General features: G+C 62.2%; 19 protein-coding genes. 1 reads left to right on the top strand and 18 read right to left on the bottom strand.

Annotation, left to right across the window (positions count from 1 at the left end):
* Positions 1 to 157 precede the first annotated feature (157 nt).
* The 5 genes from AC1Q5W_RS14685 to AC1Q5W_RS14665 all read right to left on the bottom strand — a co-directional run bounded on the left by AC1Q5W_RS14685 (position 158) and on the right by AC1Q5W_RS14665 (position 6,295).
* On the bottom strand, positions 158 to 1,018 hold the full coding sequence (locus AC1Q5W_RS14685) for a hypothetical protein (protein ID WP_492645640.1): 861 nt from the start codon (positions 1,016 to 1,018) through the stop codon (positions 158 to 160).
* 260 nt (positions 1,019 to 1,278) lie between these two features.
* Positions 1,279 to 2,610 (bottom strand): phosphoglucosamine mutase, encoded by a 1,332-nt coding sequence (gene glmM, locus AC1Q5W_RS14680; RefSeq protein WP_492645639.1) that lies wholly within the window; start codon positions 2,608 to 2,610, stop codon positions 1,279 to 1,281.
* Positions 2,607 to 3,494, bottom strand: coding sequence for a dihydropteroate synthase (gene folP / locus AC1Q5W_RS14675; protein ID WP_492645638.1), 888 nt, complete (start codon positions 3,492 to 3,494; stop codon positions 2,607 to 2,609). The genes glmM and folP overlap by 4 nt, the downstream gene beginning before the upstream one ends.
* A gap of 59 nt (positions 3,495 to 3,553) precedes the next feature.
* Positions 3,554 to 5,470: an ATP-dependent zinc metalloprotease FtsH gene (ftsH, locus tag AC1Q5W_RS14670; protein ID WP_492645637.1), complete on the bottom strand. Its 1,917-nt coding sequence runs from the start codon at positions 5,468 to 5,470 to the stop codon at positions 3,554 to 3,556.
* A gap of 153 nt (positions 5,471 to 5,623) precedes the next feature.
* Positions 5,624 to 6,295: an RlmE family RNA methyltransferase gene (locus AC1Q5W_RS14665; RefSeq protein ID WP_492645636.1), complete on the bottom strand. Its 672-nt coding sequence runs from the start codon at positions 6,293 to 6,295 to the stop codon at positions 5,624 to 5,626.
* Positions 6,296 to 6,354: 59 nt separating this feature from the next.
* Between AC1Q5W_RS14665 and AC1Q5W_RS14660 the strand changes: the two genes are divergently transcribed.
* Positions 6,355 to 6,831: a YhbY family RNA-binding protein gene (locus AC1Q5W_RS14660; protein WP_492645635.1), complete on the top strand. Its 477-nt coding sequence runs from the start codon at positions 6,355 to 6,357 to the stop codon at positions 6,829 to 6,831.
* Here AC1Q5W_RS14660 and AC1Q5W_RS14655 read toward each other — a convergent pair.
* The 13 genes from AC1Q5W_RS14655 to bamA all read right to left on the bottom strand — a co-directional run bounded on the left by AC1Q5W_RS14655 (position 6,822) and on the right by bamA (position 20,458).
* Positions 6,822 to 7,253: a DUF4149 domain-containing protein gene (locus tag AC1Q5W_RS14655; RefSeq protein ID WP_492704229.1), complete on the bottom strand. Its 432-nt coding sequence runs from the start codon at positions 7,251 to 7,253 to the stop codon at positions 6,822 to 6,824. The two genes, AC1Q5W_RS14660 and AC1Q5W_RS14655, sit on opposite strands and share 10 nt — an antisense overlap.
* Positions 7,254 to 7,258: 5 nt before the next feature.
* Complete coding sequence (gene greA, locus AC1Q5W_RS14650; protein WP_492645633.1) at positions 7,259 to 7,735, bottom strand: transcription elongation factor GreA; 477 nt, start codon at positions 7,733 to 7,735, stop codon at positions 7,259 to 7,261.
* A 101-nt stretch (positions 7,736 to 7,836) separates the two neighbouring features.
* Entirely contained in the window at positions 7,837 to 11,091 is a 3,255-nt protein-coding gene (gene carB, locus AC1Q5W_RS14645) for a carbamoyl-phosphate synthase large subunit (RefSeq protein WP_492645632.1), read from the bottom strand.
* Positions 11,084 to 12,274 carry a glutamine-hydrolyzing carbamoyl-phosphate synthase small subunit gene (gene carA / locus AC1Q5W_RS14640; RefSeq protein ID WP_492645631.1) on the bottom strand — a complete coding sequence of 397 codons (1,191 nt, stop codon included), beginning with the start codon at positions 12,272 to 12,274 and terminating at the stop codon, positions 11,084 to 11,086. Before carA ends, carB begins: the two co-directional genes overlap by 8 nt.
* A 167-nt stretch (positions 12,275 to 12,441) precedes the next feature.
* Positions 12,442 to 12,843, bottom strand: a complete 402-nt coding sequence (ybgC, locus tag AC1Q5W_RS14635; protein ID WP_492645630.1) for a tol-pal system-associated acyl-CoA thioesterase — start codon at positions 12,841 to 12,843, stop codon at positions 12,442 to 12,444.
* Between the two features lie 2 nt (positions 12,844 to 12,845).
* Positions 12,846 to 13,613 carry a TrmH family RNA methyltransferase gene (locus tag AC1Q5W_RS14630; protein ID WP_492645629.1) on the bottom strand — a complete coding sequence of 256 codons (768 nt, stop codon included), beginning with the start codon at positions 13,611 to 13,613 and terminating at the stop codon, positions 12,846 to 12,848.
* Positions 13,610 to 14,227, bottom strand: coding sequence for a ribonuclease HII (rnhB, locus tag AC1Q5W_RS14625; RefSeq protein ID WP_492645628.1), 618 nt, complete (start codon positions 14,225 to 14,227; stop codon positions 13,610 to 13,612). Before rnhB ends, AC1Q5W_RS14630 begins: the two co-directional genes overlap by 4 nt.
* On the bottom strand, positions 14,199 to 15,392 hold the full coding sequence (gene lpxB, locus AC1Q5W_RS14620) for a lipid-A-disaccharide synthase (RefSeq protein WP_492645627.1): 1,194 nt from the start codon (positions 15,390 to 15,392) through the stop codon (positions 14,199 to 14,201). The genes rnhB and lpxB overlap by 29 nt, the downstream gene beginning before the upstream one ends.
* Positions 15,393 to 15,401: 9 nt before the next feature.
* Positions 15,402 to 16,196: an acyl-ACP--UDP-N-acetylglucosamine O-acyltransferase gene (gene lpxA, locus AC1Q5W_RS14615; RefSeq protein ID WP_492645626.1), complete on the bottom strand. Its 795-nt coding sequence runs from the start codon at positions 16,194 to 16,196 to the stop codon at positions 15,402 to 15,404.
* A gap of 1 nt (position 16,197) precedes the next feature.
* The gene (gene fabZ, locus AC1Q5W_RS14610) at positions 16,198 to 16,647 is read right to left on the bottom strand and encodes a 3-hydroxyacyl-ACP dehydratase FabZ (RefSeq protein WP_492645625.1); all 450 of its coding nucleotides are present in this window, start codon (positions 16,645 to 16,647) and stop codon (positions 16,198 to 16,200) included.
* Positions 16,644 to 17,618, bottom strand: a complete 975-nt coding sequence (gene lpxD / locus AC1Q5W_RS14605) for a UDP-3-O-(3-hydroxymyristoyl)glucosamine N-acyltransferase (protein ID WP_492645624.1) — start codon at positions 17,616 to 17,618, stop codon at positions 16,644 to 16,646. The genes fabZ and lpxD overlap by 4 nt, the downstream gene beginning before the upstream one ends.
* Before the next feature lie 24 nt (positions 17,619 to 17,642).
* Positions 17,643 to 18,155, bottom strand: coding sequence for an OmpH/Skp family outer membrane protein (locus AC1Q5W_RS14600; protein ID WP_492645623.1), 513 nt, complete (start codon positions 18,153 to 18,155; stop codon positions 17,643 to 17,645).
* A complete protein-coding gene (gene bamA / locus AC1Q5W_RS14595) occupies positions 18,155 to 20,458 on the bottom strand; it encodes an outer membrane protein assembly factor BamA (RefSeq protein ID WP_492645622.1) in 2,304 nt (767 codons plus the stop codon). Before bamA ends, AC1Q5W_RS14600 begins: the two co-directional genes overlap by 1 nt.
* Positions 20,459 to 20,475 lie beyond the last annotated feature (17 nt).

Below are 20,475 nucleotides of genomic sequence, written 5' to 3'. Positions count from 1 at the left end.
TCGGACAAGCAGCAGAAGCCAGCTCTTCAGGCTTCTGTTTTCGACCCACTGCAGCTAGTCGTCATCCGACGAAGCGGACGTTGAACGTTCAAGGTAACCGGCCTTGCGCAGCTTTATGCGCAAGGTCCGGTTGACCGCGGGGTTGGGCCTCATATCGCTATAGCTCCCCGAGAGGAACAACCACCATGCAGTTCACTTCAACAGCGTACAGATCGCCACTATCGATCTGGAGTTCGAAGCGCGGACAGTCCGGAAAGGAAGCGCCTTGCGCCTTCGCTTCCTGTGCAATAGCGTCGATGTTTTGAATGACGGCTTGTTGCATCTGACGGAGACGCATGGCGCACCTATCCGAGTGAATAACTACCTCGGTACTCAGCCCAGAAGCTGAATAGCCGCCGCCAATGGGCGCGTAGACGACACCTCCGCCTAAGCCCACCATGGCATTCACGTTACCCTTTCGAAGGGTGGCAACGTCTTTATCTGAGACAGTGGTGGCGAGACCAAGTACACCGTTGACTCGAAAGTGCTTGATCGAAGCGGGCCAGTTGTCATGCAAATCCTTCACTAACCTCTGTAAGGACCACGAGCCATGAGGAAGTACGTCGATTAAGTATGCATTTGTATTGTCGAAGCGGGCAAAGAGCACTGGTCCCGTGCGGGCGACGAAGCCATCTGAATCAACAGTCGTTCCGAGATGAACGTGATGAATTCCCCAGTCGTTCAGAAGTGCATCATTAAACGATGGACTCCGAAGCTGCCGACTCAAGTGAGGCGATAAGTCTTCGCCGGCGGCTATCTTTCTCTCGACCTCAGCTAGGCCCACCGTAAGCTCGGTAGGACAAGAAAATGTTTGAGCCTTTAGGATCGTTCTCGAAATCGGCCTTACCAAGCGCTTAGTGAGATTTAGAAACGTATGAACCACAGCTTCCGGAGATTGCATCTGCGAGGTGTCGTATCCGAATGCGGCTAGTTCGTTCTTTAGGTGTGCCACCCAATCGCGGTAAAGATCAATTTCCATAGCGTTCCTCTTCATGAGGCCAACGTAATGTAGACCGCGAAGTGCTGAGGTATAACGTGGCAATCTTGAACGTAAAAATTGGCGTTGACGCTTATCCCGTATCAATAGTTTGCTCTTTTAATAATAGCAACAAATACTGCAGCATCGTAGCCGTCGCGCCACGAGTCGTCTATCCCTCAAATAGGTGATGAATGCCTGCTTTATGGGAATTCTTGAGCGGCGGGTTATGGCCGACAGCCGTCAAAACCAACCGGTCGCCATCAAACCCTAAGCGTCGCCGCCAACCGTTCGGCACACGCCTGCGCCTGCGTCGCATCACGCGCCTCCACCATCACCCGCACCAGCGGTTCGGTACCGCTAGCGCGGATCAGCACGCGGCCGTGGTCGCCCAGTTCGACTTCCACCGCCTTGGTCTCCGATGCCAGTCGCGTATTGGCCTTCCAGTCCTGGCCGGGCTGCAGGCGCACGTTGATCAGGGTCTGCGGGAACAGCGTCACGTCGGCCAGCAGCTGCGCCATGCTGCGCTCGCTGCGCACGCAGGTCTGCAGCACCTGCAACGCCGAAACCAGGCCGTCGCCAGTGGTCTGCTTGTCCAGCGCCAGCAGGTGGCCCGAGCCTTCGCCGCCGAGCAGCCACTTGTGCTTGTGCAGCTCTTCCAGCACATAACGGTCGCCCACCTTGGCGCGCACAAACTGCACGCCGCGTTTCTTGAACGCCACTTCCACGGCCATGTTGGTCATGAGTGTGCCGACCACGCCGGGCACGTTCTCGTCGCGCCCAATGCGCTCGTCTGCCATCAGGTACAGCAGCTCGTCGCCGTTGAACAGCCGGCCCGAAGCGTCGACCATCATCAGGCGGTCGGCATCGCCGTCGAGTGCCACGCCGTAGTCGGCATGGTTCGCCTTGACCGCAGCCACCAGCGCGTCGGTGTGGGTGGCACCCACCTCGTGGTTGATGTTCAAGCCGTCCGGCGCGCAGCCAATGGCAATGACCTCGGCGCCAAGTTCGTGGAACACCTTGGGGGCGATGTGGTACGCCGCGCCATGGGCCGCGTCCACCACGATCTTCATGCCCTTGAGCGTGAGGTCGTTGGCAAACGTGCTTTTGCAGAATTCGATGTAACGGCCCGCGGCATCGTCCAGGCGGCGGGTCTTGCCCAGCGAAGCGGAGTCGGCCCACACGGGCGGCTCGTCCAGCGCGGCTTCCACCGCCTGCTCCCAGGCGTCGGTCAGCTTGGTGCCCTGGGCGCTGAAGAACTTGATGCCGTTGTCGGGGTAGGCGTTGTGGCTAGCGCTGATGACCACGCCCAGCGAGGCGCGCTGCGCGCGCGTGAGGTAGGCCACGCCCGGGGTGGGCAGCGGCCCCAGCAGCACCACGTCCACGCCGGCGGAGTTGAAGCCGCTTTCCAGCGCGCTCTCCAGCATGTAGCCGGAGATGCGGGTGTCCTTGCCGATCAGCACGGTGGGGCGCGGTTCGGTCTTCTTCAGCACGCGGCCGACGGCGTGCGCCAGGCGCAGCACGAAGTCGGGGGTAATGGGGGCCTGGCCAACCGTGCCACGGATGCCGTCGGTCCCGAAATATTTTCTTGTCATGTCCTCACCTTGATCTGTTGTTCCCGCATGGTTTCCAGCACCCGCAGCGCCTGCACCGTTTCCTTGACGTCGTGCACGCGCACCACGTGGGCGCCATTGTGCACCGCCAGGAGTGCAGCGGCCACGCTAGGCACCAGGCGCTCGCGCACGTCCAATGTGGCCGGCGCGCCCGGCGTCTGCCGGGCCATGCCCGCCAGCGAGGATTTGCGCGACCAGCCCGCCAGCAGCGGATAACCCAGCGGCAGCAGCTCGGCCTGGCGCGCCAGCAGGGCAAAATTCTGCTCCACCGTCTTGCCGAACCCGATTCCCGGGTCTATGCAAATACGTGCCGAATCGACGTCCAGTGCCCGCAGTTCCTGCGCAGCTTGCTGCAAAAACAATAGCACCTGGGGCACCACATCGCCCTCCATGGGCGCCACCTGCATGGTCTGCGGCTCGCGGTGCATGTGCATCAGGCACACGCCGCACCGTGCGTGGGCGGCCACCACCTGGCGGCCCGTCAGCCCGCCGGGCTGTGCCTGCCAGCGCAGGGCCCAGATGTCGTTGATGATGTCCGCCCCCAGGTCCAGCACCGCCTGCATCACCTGCGGCTTGTAGGTGTCCACCGATACCGGCACGCCCAGGGTCACGGCGTGGCGCACGACCGGCAGCACCCGGGCCAACTCCTCCTCCAGCAACACCGCCGGCGCGCCGGGGCGCGTGGACTCGCCGCCAATGTCCAGGATATCGGCGCCCTCCTTCAGCAACTGCTCGCAGTGCGCCAGCGCCCCGCCGCGCGCGGCATGCAAGCCGCCATCAGAAAAGGAATCGGGGGTGGCATTGACGATGCCCATCACCTGCGGGCGCGCCAGGTCAATCAGAAAACGGCTGGTTTGCCAATGCATGGAGTTCCTTGGAAAAGCAAAACGGGGCACAAGGCCCCGTCTGGTTGTCGGATGACCGCTCAGGCCACGGTGGGAGCGGGATCGGCCGTCACGGCCGGAGCGCCACCACTGTCACCGCCGCCCGAATTGGGCGTGCGCGGTGTCCAGTCCTTGGGAGGACGCGGCTCCTTGCCCGCCATGATGTCGTCGAGCTGGTCGCTGTCGATGGTTTCCCACTCCAGCAGGGCCTTGGCCATGGTGTGCATCTTGTCCTTGTTGTCCTCGATGAGCTTGCGCGCCAGAGAGTACTGCTGGTCGATGATGCGACGCACCTCCGAATCCACCTTCTGCATGGTCTGCTCGCTCATGGTGGTGGTCTTGGTCACCGAGCGGCCCAGGAACACTTCACCCTCGTTCTCGGCGTACACCATGGGGCCCAGCGCATCGGTCATGCCATAGCGCGTCACCATGTCGCGGGCGATATGCGTGGCACGCTCGAAGTCGTTGCTGGCGCCGGTGGTCATCTGGTTCATGAACACTTCTTCGGCGATGCGGCCACCAAACAGCATGCTGATCTGGTTGAGCATGTATTCGCTGTCGTAGCTGTAGCGGTCCTGCGCCGGCAGGCTCATGGTCACGCCCAGGGCACGACCGCGGGGAATGATGGTGACCTTGTGCACCGGATCGCACTTGGGCAGGATCTTGCCGATCAGGGCGTGGCCGGACTCGTGGTAGGCCGTGTTGCGGCGCTCTTCCTCGGGCATGACCATGCTCTTGCGCTCGGGGCCCATCAGGATCTTGTCCTTGGCCTTCTCGAAATCCTGCATCTCCACGACCCGGGCGCCCCGGCGTGCGGCCATCAGGGCCGCTTCGTTGCACAGGTTGGCCAGATCGGCACCCGACATACCCGGCGTGCCGCGGGCGATGACACCAGCGCTCACGTCCTGCCCCAAAGGCACCTTGCGCATGTGCACGTTGAGAATCTGCTCGCGGCCCCGGATATCGGGCAGCGTGACGTACACCTGGCGGTCGAAACGACCCGGGCGCAGCAAAGCCGCATCCAGGATGTCCGGACGGTTGGTGGCCGCAACCACGATGACACCCACATTGGTCTCGAAGCCGTCCATCTCGACCAGCATCTGGTTGAGGGTTTGTTCGCGCTCGTCGTTGCCGCCACCCAGACCGGCGCCACGCTGGCGACCCACAGCATCAATTTCGTCGATGAAGATGATGCACGGGGCGTTCTTCTTGGCGTTGTCGAACATGTCGCGCACGCGGGACGCGCCCACGCCGACGAACATTTCCACGAAGTCGGAGCCCGAAATGCTGAAGAACGGAACCTTGGCTTCGCCGGCAATGGACTTGGCCAACAGGGTCTTGCCGGTTCCCGGAGGACCCACCAGCAGCAGGCCACGGGGAATGCGGCCACCCAGCTTCTGGAACTTGCTCGGGTCCTTGAGGAAGTCCACGACTTCCTTGACCTCTTCCTTGGCCTCGTCGCAACCCGCCACATCGGCAAAGGTCACCTGGTTGGTGTTTTCGTCCAGCAGGCGGGCCTTGCTCTTGCCGAAGCTGAACGCCCCGCCCTTACCGCCGCCCTGCATCTGGCGCATGAAGTAGATCCACACCCCGACGAGCAGCAGCATGGGCCCCCAGCTGACCAGCAGCGTCATCAGGAGCGAGCTTTCTTCGCGGGGTTTGACGTCGAACTTGACGCCGTTGGCGATCAAGTCGCCGACCAGGCCGCGGTCTAGGTAGGTGGCCGTGGTGCGGACCTTGCGGTCATCGGTAGTGATGGCCAGGATTTCGGAGCCGCCCTGGCTCTCCTGGATCACGGCACTCTTGATGTGCTTGTTGCGCACTTCTTCCAGGAAATCGGAGTACCCGAGCACGCTCGCACCGGCCACGCCGCGCGAGTCAAATTGCTTGAACACGGTGAAGAGCACAAGCCCTACCACCAACCACACCGCAATTTTCGAAAACCACTGATTATTCAAGCGAAGCTCCAATAGGGGCACAAGTAGAAATACCGTGCATATCTGGGTCCCATTTTAGGCGTTTCAAGGCAATTGGCGCGGTTTTTTCGCGTTTCCGGCCCCATGAACAGGATGGATTTAGCCCCGCTATTAGCCGCCGCCCAACCTGCAGGACTAACCCCGGTCCTGCGCGTGCCGGAGCCCCAGGCCCACCAGGAAGGTCTCAGAGGAACGGTCCCGCGAGGCCTTGGGCTTGAACGGTTTGACCACCTCAAAAGCGTCCTTGAAACGCTGCACCACCGCGTTGTAGCTGCCGCCATGGAATACCTTGGCCACCAGTGCACCGCTGGGTTTCATGTGGTTTTGGGCGAATTCGATGGCCAGTTCGACCAGGTACTCAATGCGGGCGGCATCTGCCGACGCGATGCCCGACAGATTGGGCGCCATATCCGACACCACCACGTCCGCCTGGCGCCCCTGCAGCGCCTGGGTCAGCTGCTCCAGCACCTCGGCCTCGCGGAAATCGCCCTGGATGAAGGTCACGCCCTCGATCGCCTCCATGGGCAGCAGGTCCAGGCCGATGATGGTGCCGTCGAGTTCACCGACCGCCGCCCCCGAGGGCGACAGGCGCCGACGCACATACTGGCTCCAGGCACCCGGGGTGCAGCCCAGGTCCACCACCAGCTGGCCGGGCTTGATCAGCCCCAGCGCCTCGTCAATTTCCTTGAGCTTGTAGGCCGCGCGCGCGCGGTACCCCTCCCGGTTCGCCAACTTGACGTAGGGGTCGTTGATATGGTCGTGCAACCAGGCCTTGTTGACCTTTTTGCCCTTGCTGGGAGTTTTCATTCTGGCTTTCTGAGGAAGCGGCCCTACCGCGGGCCGTCCAATCGACCGATAATAGCGCCATGCCTCTAATTCAATTGACACCCGCCCAGCGTAAAGAACACCGGGCCGAAGCCCACCACCTCGACCCCGTCGTGATGGTTGGCGGAGACGGCCTGACCGAGGCCGTCAAAAAAGAAATCAACGCCGCCCTGAACGCCCATGGCCTCATCAAGGTCCGCGTTTTCTCGGACGACCGCGTCGCGCGCGAAGCCATGTTCCAGACCCTGGCCGACGAGCTCAACGCCGCCCCCATCCAGCACATCGGCAAGCTGCTGGTGCTGTGGCGACCCAAGGTCGAGAAGGAACGCGCCGTCGATGAAGACCGCATGGCCGGCCCCCGCGACTTCAAGGTGCTGAAATACAGCAAGCGCGCCGGTCAGCGCCCCGAAGTCAAGACCCTGCGCGTGCTGGGCAACCAGCGCCTGACCGCCGGCGGCAATGTGAAGCGCGCCAAACCCAAGCCCCAAGTCAGCGTCAAGAAACGCAGTCAGACCTGATTTCGCCAGGAGGGCCGGGCAAGCTTGCCAAAAACAACGCAAGCGCACAGCCACTGCCCCACATACATCGCCGTTCCGACCCGGTGCCACAGCGCCAGGTTGTCGCGCGCCAGAATGTGGGGCGACACGCCGAACTCCACCAGCAGCGCCAGCAGAACACCGGTCACTACAAAAAGAGTAGCACTCTGCGCAGTATCCACGGGCGCTATCGGCTGTTTTGAGCGAAAAATCAACAGCAGGGCCAACCCACACACCACCGAGATGCCGGTCTGGGCAGAAAAGAGCTTGCCCGCCATGGCGCCGGCCAGCGCCGGGCTGGGCAGGTGCACGAACAGCATCGGGACCACGAAGAACCCCAGCGTGGTAAGGCTGCCCCACCAGGCCGCCGCCACCCACAGCGGCAGCGCATGCAAGGCCGGCATCCGCATCAGATGTAGCGCACCGCGACGATTTCGTAAGCCTTGATGCCGCCCGGTGCCTGCACCTCGGCGGTATCGCCCGCTTCCTTGCCGATCAGGGCGCGGGCAATGGGAGAGCTGATGTTGACCCGGCCAAACTTCAGGTCGGCCTCGTCTTCGCCCACGATCTGGTACGTCACCCGTTCCCCGGTTTCCTCTTCTTCCAACTCCACGGTGGCGCCAAACACCACCTTGCCGCCGGCGTCGAGTTCGGACGGGTCGATGATCTGCGCCGCCGACAGCTTGCCTTCCACTTCCTGGATACGGCCTTCAATGAAACCCTGGCGGTCTTTGGCCGCTTCGTATTCGGCGTTTTCGCTCAGGTCGCCCTGGGCACGGGCTTCCGAAATCGCGCTGATCACCGAAGGACGTTCCACGGTCTTGAGCTTGTGCAGCTCAGCCTTGAGGATTTCAGCGCCGCGTTTGGTAATTGGAATGGTTGCCATAAGAAACAGGGGTTAAAAAGCTGTCGTCAAAAATAACAAGGACAGCGCAGCGTTTGCACGCCGCACTGTCCTTTGCAAGCTAGGCTGGATTATGCCAACACTCAGGCCATCAGCTGCGCATGCATTTCCTGCACCGAAACCACGCCGAGCTGGTCCAGGTATTTCATGCCTTCCACCGCGGCTTCCGCGCCCGCGATGGTGGTGTAGGTCGTCACCCGCGCCAGCAGGGCCGAGGTACGGATCTGGCGTGAGTCGGCAATCGCATTGCGGCGTTCTTCCACCGTGTTGACCACCATGGCGATCTCTTCGTTCTTGATGATGTCCACAATGTGGGGGCGACCTTCCGCCACCTTGTTGACCACACCGCAGGCCACGCCGGCAGCATTGATGGCTGCCGCCGTGCCCTTGGTGGCCACCAGGGTGAAGCCCAGCTCAACCAGCTTGCGCGCCACTTCCACGGCACGCGGCTTATCGCTCTGCTTGACCGAAATGAAGGCCTTGCCCGAGCGCGGCAGCTTGGCGCCGGCGCCCAGTTGCGACTTCACGAAGGCTTCGCCAAAGGTCGTGCCCACGCCCATCACCTCGCCGGTGGACTTCATCTCGGGGCCGAGAATGGTGTCCACACCGGGGAACTTGACGAAGGGGAACACGGCTTCCTTGACGCTGAAATACGGGGGCGTCACTTCCTTGGTGATGCCCTGGCTGGCCAGGGTCTGGCCCGCCATGCAACGCGCCGCCACCTTGGCCAGCTGGATGCCGGTGGCCTTGCTGACAAACGGGACGGTACGCGAAGCGCGGGGGTTGACCTCCAGCACGTAGATCACGTCCTTGCCGTCAATGTTCTGGATGGCGAACTGCACGTTCATCAGCCCCACCACGTTCAGGGCCTGGGCCATGGCGGCGGTCTGGCGCTTGATTTCGGTCACCGTCTCCGCGCCCAGGCTGTAGGGTGGCAGGGAGCAGGCCGAGTCGCCGCTGTGCACGCCGGCTTGCTCGATGTGCTCCATCACGCCGCCGATGAAGGTGACGCCCTGGCCATCACGGATGCAGTCGACGTCGCACTCGATGGCGTCGTTGAGGAAGCGGTCCAGCAACACCGGGGAATCGTGGCTGACTTTGACGGCCTCGCGCATGTAGCGCTCCAGGTCGCGCTGCTCGTGCACGATTTCCATGGCGCGTCCGCCCAGCACGTAGCTGGGGCGCACCACCAGCGGATAGCCCAGGGCAGCGGCCTTTTCCAGCGCTTCGGGCTCAGTGCGGGCCGTGGCGTTAGGCGGCTGGCGCAGCTTCAACTCGTGCAGCAGCTTCTGGAAGCGCTCACGGTCTTCGGCGGCGTCGATCATGTCGGGTGTGGTGCCGATGATGGGCACGCCATTGGCTTCCAGGTCCAGCGCCAGCTTCAGGGGCGTCTGACCGCCGTACTGCACGATCACGCCAGCGGGCTTTTCCTTGTCCACGATTTCCAGCACGTCTTCCAGCGTCAGCGGCTCGAAGTACAGGCGGTCGGACGTGTCGTAGTCGGTGGACACGGTCTCGGGGTTGCAGTTGACCATGATGGTCTCGTAGCCGTCCTCGCGCATGGCCAGCGCGGCGTGCACGCAGCAGTAATCGAACTCGATACCCTGGCCGATGCGGTTGGGGCCACCGCCGAGCACCATGATCTTCTTGTTGTTGGTGGGTGCGGCCTCGCACTCGGCGCCTTCGGACTCGTACGTGGAGTACAGGTAGGCGGTATTGGTGCCAAACTCGGCGGCACAGGTGTCCACCCGCTTGTACACCGGGCGCACGCCCAAGGCACGGCGCTTCTCACGCACGGCCTTGTCGGTGGTCTTGAACTGGCGCGCCAAGCGGCGGTCGGAGAACCCCTTCTGCTTGAGACGGCGCAGCGTGGTCGCGTCGATGCGGTCCAGTGCCGAGCCGCTGTCGGGTTGGGGCAGACGCTCGATTTCCAGCTCGATCTTGACGATCTGCTCGATCTGCACCAGGAACCAGCGGTCGATCTTGGTCAGCGCAAACACCTCGTCCACGCTCATGCCCTGGGCAAAAGCGTCGCCCACGTACCAGATGCGCTCGGGGCCGGGCTCGCCCAGCTCTTTTTCCAGCACTTCGCGGTCCTGGGTCTTCTCGTTCATGCCGTCCACGCCCACCTCCAGACCGCGCAGGGCTTTCTGGAAGGATTCCTGGAAGGTACGGCCCATGGCCATGACCTCGCCCACACTCTTCATCTGCGTGGTCAGGCGGCTGTCGGCGGCGGGGAATTTTTCGAAGGCAAAACGCGGAATCTTGGTGACTACGTAGTCGATGCTGGGCTCGAACGACGCGGGGGTTGCACCGCCGGTGATGTCGTTGCGCAGTTCGTCCAGCGTGAAGCCCACGGCCAGCTTGGCCGCGATTTTCGCAATGGGGAAACCCGTGGCCTTGGAGGCCAATGCGGAAGAACGCGACACGCGCGGATTCATCTCGATCACCACCATGCGGCCATCGACCGGATTGATGGAGAACTGCACGTTGGAGCCACCGGTGTCGACACCGATTTCGCGCAACACCGCCAGGGATGCGTTGCGCAGGATCTGGTATTCCTTGTCGGTCAGGGTCTGCGCGGGTGCCACGGTGATGGAGTCGCCGGTGTGCACGCCCATGGGGTCCAGGTTCTCGATGGAGCAGACGATGATGCAGTTGTCCGCCTTGTCGCGCACCACTTCCATCTCGTACTCTTTCCAGCCCAGCAGCGATTCCTCGATCAGCAGCTCGTTGGTGGGGGACGCTTCCAGGCCCCGCTTGCAGATGATCTCGAACTCTTCGGCGTTGTAGGCAATGCCGCCGCCGGTGCCGCCGAGCGTGAAGCTGGGACGGATCACGGTCGGAAAGCCAACCTGCTTCTGCACGCCCCAGGCCTCGTCCATGCTGTGGGCAATGCCCGAGCGCGCCGAGCCCAGACCGATCTTGGTCATGGCGTCCTTGAACTTCAGGCGGTCTTCGGCCTTGTCGATGGCTTCGGGCGTGGCACCGATCAGTTCGACCTTGTACTTCTCCAGCACGCCGTTGTGCCACAGGTCCAGGGCGCAGTTCAGCGCAGTCTGGCCGCCCATGGTGGGCAGAATGGCATCGGGGCGCTCCTTGGCGATGATCTTCTCGACCGTCTGCCAGGTGATGGGCTCGATGTAGGTGACGTCGGCCGTGGCCGGGTCGGTCATGATCGTGGCGGGGTTGCTGTTGATCAGAATGACCTTGTAACCCTCTTCACGCAGGGCCTTGCAGGCCTGCACGCCGGAATAGTCGAACTCACAGGCCTGGCCAATGATGATGGGGCCAGCGCCAATGATGAGGATGCTGTTTATGTCGGTGCGCTTAGGCATTCTTCTTCTCCACTGCCGTGCTGTGTTTTTCCATCAACGCAATGAAGCGCTCGAACAGGTAACCAATGTCGTGCGGGCCGGGAGATGCTTCGGGGTGACCCTGGAAGCAGAACGCCGGCTTGTCGGTGCGCTCCAGCCCCTGCAGCGTGTTGTCAAACAGGCTGATGTGGGTGGGACGCAGGTTGGCGGGCAAGGTCTTCTCGTCCACCGCAAAACCATGGTTCTGGCTGGTGATGCTGACGCGGCCACTGTCCAGGTCTTTCACCGGGTGGTTGGCACCGTGGTGGCCGAACTTCATCTTGAAGGTCTTGGCGCCAGAGGCCAGTGCCATGATCTGGTGCCCCAGGCAGATGCCGAAGGTCGGGATGCCCGATTCGATCAGGGTCTTGGCGGCCGTGATGGCGTAATCGCAAGGTTCCGGGTCACCCGGGCCGTTGGAGAGGAAAATGCCATCCGGCTGGTGCTTGAGCACCTCGGCCGCTGGCGTCTGCGCCGGCACCACGGTGACCTTGCAGCCGCGCTGGGCCAGCATGCGCAGGATGTTCTTCTTGACGCCAAAGTCATAGGCCACCACATGGAAGCGCGGCGCGGTCTGCTGGCCGTAACCCGCACCCAGCGTCCATTCGCTCTCGGTCCAGCCGTAGCTGCGGGTGCTGGAAACCACCTTGGCCAGGTCCAGCCCGGACATGGACGGAACCGCCTTGGCCAACGCAACGGCCTTCTCCACAGTTGCGGAGGTCACCGCCTCGCCGGCGGCCAGCGCCAGGATGCAACCGTTCTGCGCGCCCTGGGTCCGCAATTGGCGGGTCAGCTGGCGGGTGTCAATGTTGGCTATGGCCACGGTACCGGCGCGCACAAGGTACTCACTCAAGGAGGCCGTGCTGCGAAAATTCGAGGCCACCATGGGCAGATCACGGATGATCAGGCCCGCGGCATGCACCTTGTCGGACTCGATGTCCTCGGGGTTGGTGCCGTAGTTGCCGATGTGGGGGTACGTGAGGGTGACGATCTGTTGGCAATAGCTGGGATCAGTCAGGATCTCCTGGTAGCCGGTCATGGACGTGTTGAACACGACCTCGCCGACCGTGGAACCGGGGGCTCCAATGGAATTGCCAATATAGACCGTGCCGTCTGCGAGCGCCAGGATGGCGGGGGGGGTGGTTCCCTGAAGAGACAAGAGCACTGGGTTCTCCGAGTGGGTTACGGGTACGCCCAAGCGCGCTCAAGAACGAGTCCTGGCTGCTGTTGTTGGTAGGGAAAGGTGCTAGAAATGCGCTTGGGACGGCTGTTTTCTGAGTAGCCTCCCATTATAGCGGAGGGCTTGCGCTCTGGCAGAACCACGGGCTATTTCTAGCCCAGAACCTCCAGCACCTGCCGGGGCATGCGCCGCGGGCGCAGGCTTGCTGCGTCCACACAGCCCACGCGCACACGGCCGTCGGCCAACAAAGTGTCGCCCCGCCAGGCCTGTTGCTCCAGCAACAGCGAGGCCTGGCCCTTCTCGACCACCCGCACGGTCACCACCACCAAGTCATCCAGCCTGGCAGAGGCCCGGTAACGCACCTGGACATCAGCCACCACGAAAATGGCACCGGTTTGCGCCTGCAGGGCGGCCTGCTCCACGCCACGGGAACGCAGCCACTCGGTGCGGGCGCGCTCGAAAAACTTGAGGTAGTTGGCATAGAACACCACGCCACCGGCATCGGTGTCTTCCCAATAAACGCGCAAGGTGAAGGGATTGTGGAGCACGGGCATGTTCAGGCTGCCAGGCTGCTGGCATGCAGGCAGATGGCCGCCGCCGCCGCCACATTGAGGGATTCTTCTCCGCCCGGTTGCCCGATGCGCACATGCACGCTGGCACGCGCCATCAGCTCCGCGCACACGCCCTGCCCCTCATGGCCCATGGCCCAGGCACACGGCTGTGGCAGCGTGAGGCGCTGGATCAGGTCTCCCTGGTGCGAGCTGGTGACGACGATGGGCACCTGCAAGGCCTGCAGGTCGTCCAGCGACACCCCCTCCAGCAGCGACAGGCCGAAGTGCGCACCCATGCCGGCCCGCAGCACCTTGGGGCTCCACAGCGCCGCCGTGCCTTTAAGTGCCAGCACCTGCCTGAAGCCGAAAGCTCCGGCGCTGCGCAGGATGGAGCCTACGTTGCCGGCGTCCTGTACGCGGTCCAGGATGACCGTAGAAGCCTGCGGCTGCAGCGCCACGCCGGTGGGCACATCCAGCACAAAACCCACCTGGACAGGCGACTCCAGGCCGCTGAGTTCTCGGAACAAGGCGTCCGGAATCACTATGCTTTTGATAGCTGCCTGCGCATATTCTGCGGGGGCTTGAGGCCAAAAACGCTCTGAAAATACGGCCACGGCCGGTTTCAGCCCGCGTACCAGGGCGGCGCTGCACAGGTGATCACCCTCCACCCAGAAGCGGCCGGCCTTGCGGTAGGCGGTATTGTCCTGCGCAACCTTGCGCAACTCCTTGAGCAGCGGGTTGTCGCGCGAGGTGATGGGCACCGGCTGGCTCATGTGAGCACCTTGGTCACGGGGCTGAACGTCTTGCGGTGCTGCGGGCAGGCACCGTGCTGCTGCAGGGCGGCCAGGTGCTCCGCCGTGCCGTAACCCTTGTGGCCGGCAAATCCGTACTGCGGGTATTGCGCATCCAGCTCGGCGCACCAGCGGTCGCGGGTGACCTTGGCCAGAATGGACGCGGCAGAGATGGCCGGCACCTTGCTGTCCCCTTTGACGATGGCTTCGGCCAACACATCCAGCACGGGCAGGCGGTTGCCGTCCACCAGCACCTTGGTCGGCTTGAGCCGCAAGCCCTCCACGGCACGGCGCATGGCCAGCAGGGTGGCTTGCAGGATGTTGATCTGGTCGATCTCTTCCACGCTGGCCTGGGCAATGGAGCAGCACAAGGCCTTGGCGCGTATCTCGTCAAACAGTTGCTCACGCCGGCGCGCGGTGAGCACCTTGGAGTCGGCCAGCCCTTCAATCGGATTGCGCGCATCCAGAATCACGGCGGCGGCCACCACGGGTCCGGCCAGCGGCCCGCGCCCGGCCTCATCCACACCCGCAATCAGACCTGGCGTGTCCCACGAGAGCGCTGCCTGTTCAGCGTGCAAGAATTTTTTCGATCGCATCGGTAGCCAGAGAAGAAGTGTCACGCCGCAGGCTGTGGTGCAGCGCCAAAAACCGTTGTTGCAGAGCCGCCATTTCCGCAGGTTGGTGGTCCAGGTCGTCAAACCACTGCAGCACGGCGTCCGCCAGCGCCGCGGGCGTGGCACGCTCCTGCAGCAGCTCGGGCACGATGAACTCCTCGCACAGGATATTGGGCAGACCCACCCAAGGCTGCAGCTGCTTGCGCCGCATGATCTGCCACGACAGCCAGCCCATGCGGTAGGCAATGACCATGGGGCGCTTGAACAGCGCAGCCTCCAGCGTGGCGGTGCCACTGGCAATCAGCGTCACGTCGCAGGCAGCCAGCACCGTGTGCGATTGGCCGTTGACGATCTGCACCTGCTCCAGCAAGCCCGCCTGCGCGGCAGCCTGTTCAATGGTTGCCCGCAGGGCCGGCACGGCCGGCAGCACCAACTTGATGTCCGGCCGAACCTGGAGAATCTGCCGAGCGGCGGCAAAAAAAGGCCCGGTCAGATGTTTCACCTCGGAGGCGCGGCTACCCGGCAGCAGCGCAAGTACCTCGTCGTGCGCCTGCAAACCCAGCGCCGCACGGGCCGCAGCCTTGTCGGGCTCCAGGGGAATCACGTTCGCCAGCGGGTGGCCGACATAGGTGGCAGCAATGCCGTGGCGCTCCAGCAATGCGGGCTCGAATGGAAATACGCACAGGACGTGGTCGGCGCTGCGGCGGATTTTTTCCACCCGCTCGGCCCGCCACGCCCAGATGGACGGGCAGACAAAATGCACGGTCTTGACGCCCTGCTCCCGCAAATTGCGCTCCAGGTCCAGGTTGAAATCGGGCGCATCCACGCCGATGAATATGTCCGGGCGCTGGGCCAGCAAGCGCTCTTGCAGCTGGCGACGGATGCCCACGATTTCCCGGTACCGGCGCAACACTTCCCAGCCGTAACCATGCACGGACAGCTTGTGGTGCGGCCACCAGGCGATGAACCCGTGACGCTGCATCTGCGGGCCGCCAATGCCGGCCGACGCCAGCGCAGGCCAGCGTCTGCGCAGCCCCTCCAGCAACAGGCCGGCCAGCAGGTCGCCGGACGCCTCCCCGGCGACCAGCGCTACGAACGGGTCAGCGTGCGGCGCTGGGGCCACGGGGTCGGGCAGCGCAGCTGGCATGGCCCGGTGTCAGCGGACGATGCCGCGCTGTGTGGAGGTGTGGTCCAGGAACGACTGCATCATGGCCACATCCACTGCCGTCTCGGGCTGACTGCGACCGAGCTCGGCGATACGCGCGCGCGCCTGTTCCAGCGTGAGGTCATCGCGGTACAGCGCCTTGTGCATGGCTTTGACACCGCTGATGCGCTCCGGACTCCAGCCACGGCGGCGCAAGCCTTCGAAGTTCATGGAACGGGCAGCTGCCGGCTGGCCCTGGCACATGACAAACGGCGGCAGATCCGCAAACAGCAACGAGCACATGGCCGTCATGCTGTGAGCCCCCAGGCGCACAAACTGGTGCACCACAGTGAAGCCCCCGAGGATGACCCAATCGTCCACATGCACGTGGCCGGCCAGCTGGGAATTGTTGGCAAAGATGGTGTGGTTACCCACCTGGCAGTCGTGCGCCAGGTGCACGTAGGCCATGATCCAGTTGTCGTTGCCGACCTTGGTCACGCCGGCATCACCGGGAGATCCGATGTTGAAGGTGCAGAACTCACGGATGGTGTTGCGGTCGCCGATGTGCAACTCGCAGGGCTCGCCGGCATACTTTTTGTCTTGCGGAATGGCGCCCAGGGAGTTGAATTGGAAAATGCGGTTGTGCTGGCCAATGGTGGTATGGCCTTCGATGACGCAGTGCGGGCCGATCGTGGTGCCGGCACCGACCTTGACGTGGGGCCCGATGACCGTATACGGGCCAACAGTCACCGAACTGTCCAGCTCGGCAGCGGGGTCAACAATGGCGGTGGCGTGGATCAACGACACGTCAGGCATCCTGCGGAATGGCACGCATGGCGCAGGTCAGTTCGGCCTCGACGGCGGTCTCGCCGGCAACCGATGCCTTGCCCTTGAACTTGAAAATTCCGGCCTTCATGCGCAGCAGCTCCACTTCAAGAATCAGCTGATCACCTGGCTCCACCGGGCGCTTGAAGCGGGCACCATCGATGCCGGCAAAGTAGTACACCATCTGGTCGTTGGGTGCGCTGTCCAGCGCATCAAAGGCCAGCAGGGCCGCGGCCTGGGCCAGGGCCTCCAGCATCAGCACGCCCGGCATCACTGGTCGGTGGGGAAAATGGCCTTCAAAAAAGGGCTCATTGATGGTGACGTTCTTCAGCGCCTTGATCGTCTTGCCCTTGTCCAGTTCCAGCACGCGGTCCACAAGGAGAAAGGGGTAACGGTGCGGCAACTGCTTGAGAATTTTATGGATGTCCATCATGGTTTGAGTTCTTTTTCAATAGTTTTGATTCGGTCGCGCAGGCTGTGCAGTTGCTTCAGCGTTGCGGCGTTGCGTTCCCACGACGCATTCTCGTCAATCGGGAACATGCCGGTGTAATGACCAGGCTTCAGTATCGATTTGCTGACGACCGTCGCAGCAGAAATATTCACATGGGCTCCGATGGTGAGATGTCCCAGCACAATGGCGCCACCGCCAATCGTGCAGTTGGGGCCGATGGTGGCACTGCCCGCCACGCCCACACATCCGGCCATGGCCGTATTGCGCCCCACGTGCACGTTGTGCCCGATCTGGATCAGATTATCGAGCTTGACGCCGTCTTCAATCACGGTGTCCTGCAGGGCACCCCGGTCAATGCAGGTGTTGGCGCCAATCTCCACATCGTTACCGATTTGCACGGCACCGAGTTGCTCGATTTTTTCCCAGGCATCGTCGTTGGGCGCAAAACCAAAGCCATCCGCACCGATCACGACCCCGGGATGCAGGATGCAACGCTCGCCCACCACGCAATCCTCACCCACCGTCACCCGGGATTTCAAGACCGTGGCAGCACCAATGCGCGCACCGCGCTCGACCACGCACAACGGGCCTATGGATGCAGACGGGTGAACCACTGCAGTGGAATCAACGACCGCACTGGGATGTACCTGGGGCACTGCGGCGGCACTGCGCCCCCGCTTCCACAGCTGGGTCAGCCGGGCAAAATACAGATAGGGCTGATCGGTCACGATGCAGGCACCGCGGGTCACCGCAGCGGCTTCCATCTGCGGACCGACAATGACGCACGCTGCACGCGAAGTCAGCAGCTGTTGTTGGTAGCGGGGGTTGCTCAGGAAGCTTAGGTCACTCGCAGTGGCCGTTTCCAGCGACGCCAGCCCGGACACCCGCAGGGACGCATCACCGTGGAGCTTGCCACCCAAGGCTTCCACCACAGAAGCCAGATCCAGCTCCATACCGCCGCGCCCCGAACCCACCGCTTACTTGCTACCGGCGTTGAGGATCTTGAGAACCTTGTCGGTGATGTCGTGCTTGTTGTTGCTGTACACCACGCCCTCGGACAGCACCATGTCGTACTTCTCCGCTTCGGCCACCTGCTTCATGGCCTTGTTGGCCTTTTCCAGCACCTGTTGCAACTCTTCGTTGCGGCGGCCATTCAGGTCTTCCTGGAACTCGCGTTGCTTGCGCTGGAAATCCCGGCTCTGCTCTGCGAACTCCTTCTGGCGGCTCGCGCGCTGGCTATCGGTCAGCGTGGGGGCATCCCGTTCAAATTTCTCGCTGAATGCCTTCAGGGAAAGCTGCTGGTCGGAGAGTTCCTTCTGGCGCCGGGAGAACTCCTGCTCCAGCTTGGTCTGGGCCAACTTCGCCGGGCCAGATTCCGTGATGATGCGCTGGTTGCTGATATAGGCAATCTTGGAGTCCTGGGCCATCGCGCCAGAGGCGACTGCAGCCAGCAACAGGGCTGCAACCCAGCTTGTCTTGAGTGTTTTCATTAGAAAGTAGTTCCGATCTGAAATTGCATGTATTGAAGTTTATCGTTTTCAAACTTGTTGATGGGGCGCGCAAAAGCCAGGCGCAGGGGCCCCACCGGGGAAATCCAGCTGATCCCCACCCCGATCGACGTCCGCATGTCACCCAGCATAATGGACTCGTTGGCATCATAGATGCCGCCCGCATCAAAAAACCCGAACATGCGCAGGGTCCGGTCATTGCCGCCACCTGGCAGGGGCGACAGCAATTCCGCATTGATGGTGAATTTCTTGGCGCCACCGATTGCAATGCCGTCCGACCCGGGCAGGCGTTGCGAACCCGTCGTCAGACTCCCTTGCTCAAAGCCCCGCACCGACCCCAGGCCGCCCGAATAATAGTTCTTGAAAACAGGATACGACAGCCCGGAAGTGCCCTGCCCCAGGGACAGTTCGGTATTCAGTGCTGCTGTCACCTTCCGGGAAACCGGGAAGAATTGCTGGTACTGGACCGTGCCGCGCACATAGCGCATATCCCCACCGACACTCCACTCACCCGTTGTCCGGATGACCTTGCCGACACTGGGCACCATGGCGCTGTCACGCGTATCCCGCGCCCACCCAATCGTCAGGGGCACGGCATAGGTGGTGTAACCAAATTCGTTGGCAAAATTCTGGTACGCCGCGGGAAGGTAGGTACCAGGCGCAATCGTGGTTCGATCGAAACCACCGCCGAGGTACACCGTATCGGAATCCGAGAAAGGAACGCCAAAGCGCAGGCTTGCACCAGTCGTCTCAATCGAGTAACTGTCCACATCTGTATAGGGTTTGGACGTTCTCTGGTGTATGTCGATGGTTCGGGACACGCCGTCTTCAGTGATATAGGGATTGGTGGTACTGAAGACCGCCGTTCGGTTGTACTTGCTGGTATTCAACTCCACGCCCAGGGAGCTGCCAGAACCAAAGGCATTGTCCTGCTTGAAGCCAAATGTGAAACCAAGTCCTTCGCCACTGGACAAACCCGCCCCCAGACTCACGCTGCCCGTGGGTTTCTCTGCCACAGTGAGCAACAGGTCCACCTGGTCCGGTGACCCAGGCACCTCCTGGGTTTCCAGGGATACTTCCTTGAAGTACCCCAGGCGGTCCACACGGTTGCGGGACTGGCGGATCTTCTCTCCGTCATACCAGGCGGCTTCCAACTGCCGGAACTCACGCCGGATCACTTCGTCACGCGTGCGGTCATTGCCGGCAATATTGATCCGGCGCACATAGGCCCGGCGGGAGGGATCTGCCTGCAAGGTGATTTCCACGCGGTTGGTTGCGCGATCAATGTCCGTGCGTGCCTCGGCTCGGGCAAATGCAAATCCGAAATTGCCAAAGTAATCGGTGAATGCCTTGGTGGTCTGGGCGACCTGGTCTGCGTTGTAGGCCTCCCCAGCACGAATGGCGATAAGCGAGCGGAATTCCTCGTCCTTGCCGAGGAAGTTGCCTTCCATCTTGATCTTGGAAACCACAAACCGCTCGCCCTCGCTCACGTTGACGGTGATGCTGATATCCTGCTTGTCAGGGGATATTGCCACCTGCGTGGAATCCACCTTGAACTCCAGGTAACCCCGCGTCAAATAGTAGGAACGCAGGGTTTCAATATCGGCATTCAACTTGGCGCGGGAGTAACGATTCGACTTGGTGTACCAGCTCAGCCATCCGCCGGTATCCAGATCAAACAGTCCCCGCAAGGTGGATTCGGAAAAAACCTTGGCCCCGACGATACGGATGTCCTTGATCTTGGCGACCTCCCCTTCAACAACCGCGAAACTCAAATTCACGCGGTTGCGCTCAATCGGCGTCACGGTGGTCACCACTTCCGTTGCATACATGCTGCGGTTGATGTATTGCCGCTTGAGTTCCTGTTCGGCCCGATCAACCAGTGCCTTGTCAAAGGGACGCCCGTCCATTAACCCGATATCCCGCAACGCCTTCTTCAGCGTGTCCTTGTCGAATTCCTTGGTCCCGGAGAAATCCACGTCGGCTACGGACGGGCGTTCTTCGACAATGACCACCAGCACGCCATCGCTGGCCTCGATGCGAACATCCTTGAACAGTCCCAACCCGAAAAGCGCCTTGATGGACGCCGCGGCCTTTTCATCGCTGTAGGTATCGCCTACACGAACTGGCAGCGAGGCAAAGACAGTCCCCGCTTCAACCCGTTGCAATCCTTCAACCCGAATGTCCCGCACTGCGAATGGCTCCAAAGCCCACGCACTGTGCATGACGACAAAAGACACTGCAGCACAGCTGACGCGACGCAGAAAATTACGATTGAATTGCATTGTTTTTCAATTTAAGT

Source organism: Rhodoferax sp. MLSD5-FHT05B10 (genome assembly GCF_058793415.1).
This window is presented reverse-complemented; position numbering and strand designations above follow the sequence as displayed.